1 pseudogene is annotated in these 614 nt (G+C 46.3%); it reads left to right on the top strand.

What is annotated here, in order from left to right:
• Positions 1-81: 81 nt before the first annotated feature.
• A pseudogene (locus A3763_RS06480) lies at positions 82-614 on the top strand (cation acetate symporter); the annotation flags it as partial.

Here is a 614-nt window from a genome sequence, read left to right on the forward strand (position 1 = left end):
TTTGTTGTGTTGGTCTTTTATTACGCAAAAAAAATGGCGGCACTTGACCGCGAATTTAACGTAGAAGAATAGGAGGCTGATATGGAACTGCAAACCTTAACTTATATCGTGGTGGGTATTACATTTGCTATGTATATTGGCATAGCCATCTGGGCGCGTGCCGGGTCTACCAAAGAATTCTATGTGGCCGGTGGTGGTGTTCACCCCGTTGCAAATGGAATGGCAACCGCTGCTGACTGGATGTCTGCCGCTTCGTTTATCTCAATGGCGGGTTTAATTGCTTTTTATGGCTATGGCGGTTCGGTCTTCTTAATGGGCTGGACAGGTGGTTATGTATTGCTGGCAATGTGCTTGGCACCTTACCTAAGAAAGTTTGGTAAGTTTACCGTACCAGAGTTTATTGGCGACCGTTTCTACTCTAGAACTGCTCGTATTGTCGCAGTGGTTTGTTTGATCGTAGCTTCGGTAACCTATGTTATCGGCCAGATGAAAGGTATCGGTGTCGCTTTCTCCCGCTTCCTTGAAGTGGATTACGGAACAGGCTTGTTAACCGGTATGTGCATTGTTTTTTTCTACGCCGTCATGGGCGGAATGAAGGGCATTACCTATACGCA

Source organism: Oleiphilus sp. HI0128 (assembly GCF_001635365.1).